General features: G+C 36.7%; 5 protein-coding genes. 1 reads left to right on the top strand and 4 read right to left on the bottom strand.

Translation table 11 applies throughout. From position 1 onward, the window contains the following. Positions 1 to 100: 100 nt before the first annotated feature. Positions 101 to 2,023, bottom strand: coding sequence for a PAS domain S-box protein (locus ES017_RS02995; RefSeq protein WP_244463790.1), 1,923 nt, complete (start codon positions 2,021 to 2,023; stop codon positions 101 to 103). A 194-nt stretch (positions 2,024 to 2,217) separates the two neighbouring features. Here ES017_RS02995 and ES017_RS02990 point away from each other — a divergent pair, with 194 nt between their 5' ends. Beyond that, positions 2,218 to 4,182: a methyl-accepting chemotaxis protein gene (locus ES017_RS02990; RefSeq protein WP_042534577.1), complete on the top strand. Its 1,965-nt coding sequence runs from the start codon at positions 2,218 to 2,220 to the stop codon at positions 4,180 to 4,182. A 21-nt stretch (positions 4,183 to 4,203) separates the two neighbouring features. Here ES017_RS02990 and ES017_RS02985 read toward each other — a convergent pair whose 3' ends face one another. From ES017_RS02985 to ES017_RS02975, 3 genes are read right to left on the bottom strand one after another with little or no spacing between them, the layout of a single operon-like run. Beyond that, positions 4,204 to 5,424 (bottom strand): EAL and HDOD domain-containing protein, encoded by a 1,221-nt coding sequence (locus tag ES017_RS02985; RefSeq protein WP_042534575.1) that lies wholly within the window; start codon positions 5,422 to 5,424, stop codon positions 4,204 to 4,206. A gap of 14 nt (positions 5,425 to 5,438) precedes the next feature. Continuing rightward, on the bottom strand, positions 5,439 to 5,999 hold the full coding sequence (locus ES017_RS02980) for a response regulator transcription factor (RefSeq protein WP_042534573.1): 561 nt from the start codon (positions 5,997 to 5,999) through the stop codon (positions 5,439 to 5,441). Between the two features lie 58 nt (positions 6,000 to 6,057). Continuing rightward, positions 6,058 to 7,425, bottom strand: coding sequence for an HD-GYP domain-containing protein (locus ES017_RS02975; protein ID WP_042534571.1), 1,368 nt, complete (start codon positions 7,423 to 7,425; stop codon positions 6,058 to 6,060). Between the last annotated feature and the right edge of the window lie 5 nt (positions 7,426 to 7,430).

Raw genomic sequence — 7,430 nt, 5'->3', positions numbered from 1 at the left:
AAAAGGACATCGCCCAGTCGATTACTCGGTTTGAACAACATGTCTTACAGCACCCAGATGAGGTGTTACGCCGCATCGGGTGTGCTGCATGAACCAGAGGTTAAAATGTCAATTTGGATGTATATAGTTGTTCGTCTAGCAATTGTTTGGCAGATAAGTTGACAGCGATTTTCATACAGTCCGTCGTATGTTGGCGCAAAAGCGAAAGATCGCGACACGCTTGACGCAACACCCATTTTCCGATGTCGTGAATGACGTTCGTTTCTTCCGCCATTGGAATAAATTCGGCGGGGCTCACAAAGCCAAACTGAGGATGTTTCCAACGAACGAGCGCTTCGACACTAAACGAACGTGCGTAGAAATTGATTTTTGGCTGATAAAGCAAAAAAAGTTCTCCGTTTTTCACTGCTGACGAAAGGGCGTTTTCAAGCTGAATCTTGCGGGTAAAAGCGTCCGACATATGCGCTTTGTATGGTTTAATCCCGCTTGTTCCTTCCAATTTCGCAAAATATAACGCTTTTTCGGCATTGTTAAGTAGCGTTTCCGCACATAACTTTGCATCGTATGCGTAGCTTATTCCAATATGAATGCCGATGCGAATTTGTTGTTGAGCGATCGGATATGGCTCGATGAGCACCTCTTTTATCACGTTGGCGAACTGCTTTACTTCTTCCTGGCTTTCGTACGAAAGAGCAATTGCGAATTGATCGCCATTCATCCGCGTCCAAATCGCTTTTGGATGTATCGTGTTATGAAGGCGCATGCTTATTTGTCTTAATATTTCGTCGCCGTTTTCATAGCCGAGAAAGCTATTGATAAATTTAAATTGATGTACATCAACTAAAAGAATAGCGACACCTTCGTGCGCAAGAAGAAGATCGGTTAGCCTTTCCATAAATTCTGTCCGACTTATATATACGTTTTTATTTTCATGTACAACGATCGGTTCGCTCGGTTTAATGATCATCAGTTCAGTCCTGTTTGTTTCGTACGGGAACGGGAGGATGTCGATTTGTACAGGGATTGTTTCGCCGTCGATTGTTGTGATGGTTGGCTCTGGGACGGTATGAATCCATTGTTGGACTGGCTTGTTTCGGACGTCTTCGATCGTTGATGCTTTGAACATATGGAGAGCGACTGTATTCGCATACGTGATTTGTTGATCGGTACAAATGATGATCGCCTTAGGAAATGTTTCCACGACATGACGATGTAATTTTTCGCTTTGCTTTAATTGTTTTTGCGTTTGGATGAGATCCGTAATATTTAAAAGGCTAGCAAAGCCTGCGATAATGTTTCCGTCTTTGTTAAATAAAGGAGATGCGTTTACAGAAACGTATATCATCTCACCGTTTTTCGTTTTCATCGTTAGGCGAATGGCATGTAACGGTTTTCCTTCGCTTAATCGTTGTAACGTTTGATTGATATTTTCTTTATATACAGGAATAATGTCGAAAAGTGTTTTCCCGACAATGTCTTTTTGTTGCAGTCCAAATAAACGTTCTGTTTTTTCGTTGACGCGAATAATATGCCCGAATAAATCAAATAAAATAAAAGCTTCTTGCGAGTGGGTAAATAAAGAGTCAATTAGTTGTTGTGCTTCTTCTAGCTGTTCTTCTTTTTTTAGCATATCGGTAATTTCACGCGTACATGCGACGATATATGATACTTCGTTTTTTTCGTTCAAAAGAGGAATTAACGTAGATTCCGCAAAACGGATGTCATCTTTTACGTTCATTCGATCGCGAAAAGTGACGAGCGACTTTGTTTTGCATGCTCTTATATATTGAAAGTTTAAATGATTTGCGACATGTTCATCATACACATCTTCAATATATTTTCCTATATCTTCTTCGCGTAAATTCGCTAAATGGAGGGCTGTCGGACTAACGCGCACGTAACGAAACCGCGGTCCTTTTTCGACTTTCATTAAAAAAACGATATCGAACAATTGATCCATCATATGAAATAGCAATTGTTCACTTGAGAAAAGAGCGTGTGGCAAGCGTATTTTTTCTTCCACCTCTTTCGTCCCTCCTTTTACATTAGAGTATATGTCTATTATTGTCGAAAGATGTTGATTTTTCAATATATAAAATAGAGATAAATATTTTATTTAAAATGTATCATAATCGTCAAAATTACCTACTTTTATTACATACTTATTTTATTTATGATAATACATATATAAAACATTTGTTTGTTAGGGGGAAGATTATGAAAAGTATTAGGGGGAAGCTACTGTTAGTCATTATGCCTCTTGTCATTATTTCTTTATTTTTAGTGGCATATTTGAACCATCAAAAAGCAAAGCAGTTTTTAGAGGATCAATTTGAACAGACGGCTCAAGTAGAGCTTGGACGACTGCAAACAGCGGTCAATCAGTGGATTACCGATCATAAAAAATTAATTGAAGGATTGAGCAGTGAAGGTGGATGGGATGTTGTTGAGCTACAAAAAAATGAGACAAGACTTGCTCATATCCAAAAAACGTGGTCAACATTTGAGCTGATTGCCGTTGCTGATCGGAATGGAAAAGCGTACGCGAATGGAAAAGAATTATCCATTGGTGATCGCCTATACTTTCAAGAGGCTTTAAAAGGGAAAACGTCCATTTCTGATGTGATCGTTTCACGTGCGACTGGGGAAAAAGTCATTGTCATTGCTTCTCCTATTCGTGAAAAAGGAGAAATTATTGGCGTACTATTAGGGACAGTAAAAACAGAAGAAATAACAAACTTAGTCATTCACGTGGATGTTGGGAAAACGGGATATGGGTATTTAATTCAGCAAGACGGAGTGCTCATTGCGCATCCGAAAAAAGAATACGTATTAGAGAAAAACTTATTGAAGGAAAAAAATGATCAGCTCGTTTCATTGTTAAGACGGGCGTTAGATGGCAAAAAAGGAATGGGGATATATGAATTTGAAGGGATAAAAAAATACGCCTTCTATGCACCGATTGAGTCGACAGGATGGGGGCTTGTGCTTACTGTGCCTGTCGATGAAGCGACAGAAAAGTTATATTATTTAGCGATTTTATCGTTTGTTACGGCGGGAGTTGTTGTGTTATTTGCGGTTGTTATAATCGTTTTATTTGCTTCACGACTTGTCCGTCCGTTGCAAAAATTAAGCCAATTAACGAAAGAAGTAGCGAGCGGTGACTTAACGGTAACGATCGACCATCGAAGCGAAGATGAAGTAGGACAGCTCGGACAATATTTTCAACAAATGGTTCATCATATGCGCCATATGCTACAACAGTTGCACGATTCAGCTGAGCAGCTTCGTCAATATGCTCAAACGTTTGTTGTGGCAAGTGACGAAACGAAGCAAACAACAAACCAAGTGGCAGTGACGATGAGCGAAATGGCTCACGGTTCCACAGCAATCGCACATTCTGTTCAAGATGTAACAGAACGAGTCAATCGCATGATGAACGAATTACAGCGATTAATTGAAGAAGCTGAAAAGATGGAAAAAGCGATGGCAGAAGCAAAGCAAGTGTCGATACAAGGAGAAACGATTCTTCATACGATGAGCGAAGCGATGATGTCGGCAACTAAACATTCAAGAGATGCAGTTGAGGCGATGAAACGATTAGGTGAACGTTCAAAAGAAGTGAGAGAAATTGTTAATGTGATTAGTCATATTACATCGCAAACGAATTTATTAGCATTGAATGCTTCGATTGAGGCAGCAAGAGCGGGAGAAGCAGGGAGAGGTTTTGCTGTTGTAGCGGGAGAAGTGAGAAAACTAGCAGAAGAAACAGAAAAAGCAACAGATAAAATTGCGCAAATGATCCAGCAAACATATAGCGATACAGAACAAGCGATCGTGATTGTGACAGAAGGCAGTAAAGTGGCGAATCTTGCTTTTGAACGAGTGAGTGAAGCGAAACAAGCGTTCCAACATATTGCACACAACTTGACGAGCGCAAGCGAACGAAGTGATCAAGTGATCTCTCGCATTCATACTGTGCAAAGTGATACGAAAACAATTGCAGAGCATATGCAAGATGTCGCAGCAGTAACAGAGGAAGCATCGGCTAGCATTGAAGAAGTGAGCGCGGCAACTGAACAGCAAGCAGCAGCAGCTCAACAAGTTTTTGAACAAGCAAAGCAAGTTGAACAGTTAGCTGATGAACTGACAGAGATGATGAATAAGTTTAAGGTAAAATAAAAAGGCTTGTGAAAAGCCTTTTTATTTTACTTGTATATCTTTTTGTAATTCAACAACCCATTCAATACTTTGTTGATAAATCGCAAATGCTTTTGATAAATCAATGTTTAAAGTAGTTGTTATCTCTTTCAATTTGTTTGTATCGTTTGTTTCTAGTGCAATGACAAGATGATACAAAATGGAATACATACTCTTTTGTCCGTTTAGACCATGTTGAATCGCTTCATCGACATGTAATTCTTGCAATATTTCTTGCAGTGGGCGTTGAAGCAATAAATCAAGCGATGAACAAATTCCCATAAAAAATAAAACGTCTTTTTCATCGCGCAAGTGAATGAGATCTGCTAACTGTTCGAGCGTTTTCGCACGTATTAAACTATTTACAATGATTTCGTTTTTAAACGGTTCGTTTGGTTCTTGTAATGCTAACACAGTTAGCCAGCTTTTTAATTGGTTTGTTCCGAGTAAAATAGCTGCGTGACGAATCGATTTAATTTTTGGTGAATATGAAATAAAAGAAGCATTCACAGCTTTTAGTAAACGATATGTTAATGTTGGATCACTTTCAATTGTTTGAACAACTTCCTCGAATTCTAATTCATTTTTATTCATTTGCTGAATTAAAGTGAGGTGTGAAGCGTGTGACATTTTCGGCAATGCCTTTTCTTTAATGACAATTGGTTTACTGAAAAAATATCCTTGGAAATAACAAAATCCTTCTTTTTTCGCCTGTTCTAGTTGTTCCTTCGTTTCCACTTTTTCAGCGAGCAGCTTAATGTTATATTGTTCAATATAATATTTGAAATCATGATCGTTTGTTTGATTAGAAAGATCAATTTTTATAATATCTACATATGGGAGAAGGGGGATATATTGATTTGAACATACAAAATCATCAAGTGCAATCATATATCCTTCTTTTTTTAACTTTCTGCATATGTTTAGCAACTCATCGGAGTAAGGAATAGATTCTAAAATTTCAACAACAATCAAATGTTTTGGAAAATAAAAAGGTAAACCGCGCTTTAACAATGTTTCAGTAAAATTGATAAAACATCTAGCCCCATTTGTTAATCTTTCTATACCTATATTCATAAAACTATTGACTAGTACATCGATCGTCGCACGGTCTCCATCGATAGCATTGTAGACGTTTTGCTCCCCGCTTCGATACAACAGTTCATATCCAATCACTTCATCTTTTCTATTTAAGATCGGTTGTCTTCCAACATAAATGTCCATACGAATCCCCCAGTTTATAAAAAATGGTTAAATTTTGCGATAAGCTGAGAACGACGCTTGACGTCAAGCTTTTGAAATACGTTATTCACGTGGTTTTTGATTGTATGTTGACTTAAAACAAGCTCTCGCGCAATTTCTTTGTTACTGTATCCTTTCAATATGAGGAAGAAGATTTGTTTCTCTCTTTCTGATAACTGTTTGATTTCTAATGCGAGCAATTCGTCTCTATATTTTTTTTGAATAATAAGTGCGAGTGTCTCAATTAAGCATGTGATGTAATGATGGGTATCATTGTGATATGGATATGAAACAAACAATAATGCTTCACAATTCTTTATTTTTGTTTCTATAGGGAAAACCATCCAATTAGTTAATCCGTATTGCAATAACATTGGTCGTGAAATGTCGGCTGTCTGTTGTTTCAAATAAGATTCATTTTTATAAAAAAAATATTTTATATCCTCCGATGAATCGTATGAAAAAATAATTTCTCCATCAACAATAAGGACTGTTGGCTGAGCGATAGAATGTTCAAAACAAGAAAGTGTAGTTTTTAATAAATGTATACAGTTCAACGAAAAAATCCCCTTTCCGTGCAAGAAAAAAGCGATATGAAGATACACCTTCTTATCGCTAATTTATTATATTTATTTCTTTTTTTGTAAATAAATTTATAAATTTATTTAATATATGTTCATCCCATTTGATACCACTTCCACTCTTTAATATGTGAATCGCTTCATCTCTGCTCTTCTTTTGTCGATAAGGTCTTGTTGACATTAACGCATCAAAAGCATCTGCTATTGAAATAATCTTCGCCATAATTGGAATATGCTTATCTATTAATTGATTAGGGTAGCCTGTTCCATCCAAACATTCTTTATGGAAAAGAATAGCTGTAAGAATATCTTTATCCTCGATTTGAAAAACTGTTTCAGCAAGAAAGTGGCTTATATTCGGGTATTGCTGAATGAATGAAAATTCATCTTTAGATAACGCCCCTTTTTTTAATAAAATATAGTCAGGTATACCTATTTTACCAATGTCGTGAAGAAGGGCAGCCTGGTATAAACTGTTTAATTGGCGATCTTGCAAGCCAACTAGCTGTCCAATTTGTAGACAATAATAAGCAACACGTCGTGAATGATCAGCAATATATTTATGTTCATCGCTTTTATTTTCAATTTTCGCTAGCAGACGTAAAGCTTTTTTTGTCGGATCGTTGTATATATTTAAAGTGTGGGTGAGAATGGAAAATTCATCGGTATACACATTTGGAATTTCTTCACGCATCGCCCGTTCTCTTAAGGTGTAGATGGTTGTTTTTATATGTTCGGATACGGCGTAACTTACTGCTAAATAAAATATCACGAAAAAAGCTAAAAAGGCGATTGATATGATGAAAAAAACAACATGCTCGTTCGGATTGCTTTGAATAAACATACGATGAATCGTCAACACATACATAATTGATAAAGAAACGCCACCCACTCCATAATGGATGAATCTTTTGAAAGTTGACGTGTGTGGAAAATCTGACGCTATGATAGCACTTCGGTATCCTAGATGAAAAAAATAATCTACATCATATTCAATTACCTTCAGTAATGAGCGATTGATGACATAAAAAAGAATGCTGTGAAACATGCCGTATAAACACGCTGATAAAAGCAAATGCATGCTAGGTAATTGAATGAAAAATAGTAGAACGAAAAAACACATAAAACAGAAAAAAACAATATGTATGATTTTTGTCGGGAATCGTCTTAAAGAGTAAACATATTGATAAATATGACTATCATTTTCTTTATTTTTCAAAGACTGCAACTCTTGTTCTTTTTTTAAAAAAAATCCAAGGAAGAGAATAATAGTAATGAACCATACACTTGCGATGTAAAAAAATTTAGAAATATTTATGCATGCCAGCACGCATGCGATAAATGTGTAACAACATACTACTCCGATCATAATGGTCCGTTTTGCATGAGCATAAACGTCCATGAATT

The sequence above is a fragment of the Anoxybacillus sp. EFIL genome (assembly GCF_013096955.1).
GTDB classification, from domain to species: Bacteria; Bacillota; Bacilli; order Bacillales; family Anoxybacillaceae; genus Anoxybacillus; species Anoxybacillus ayderensis.
Note: the sequence above shows the minus strand (reverse complement) of the source record. Positions and strands in the feature narration are given on the sequence as shown.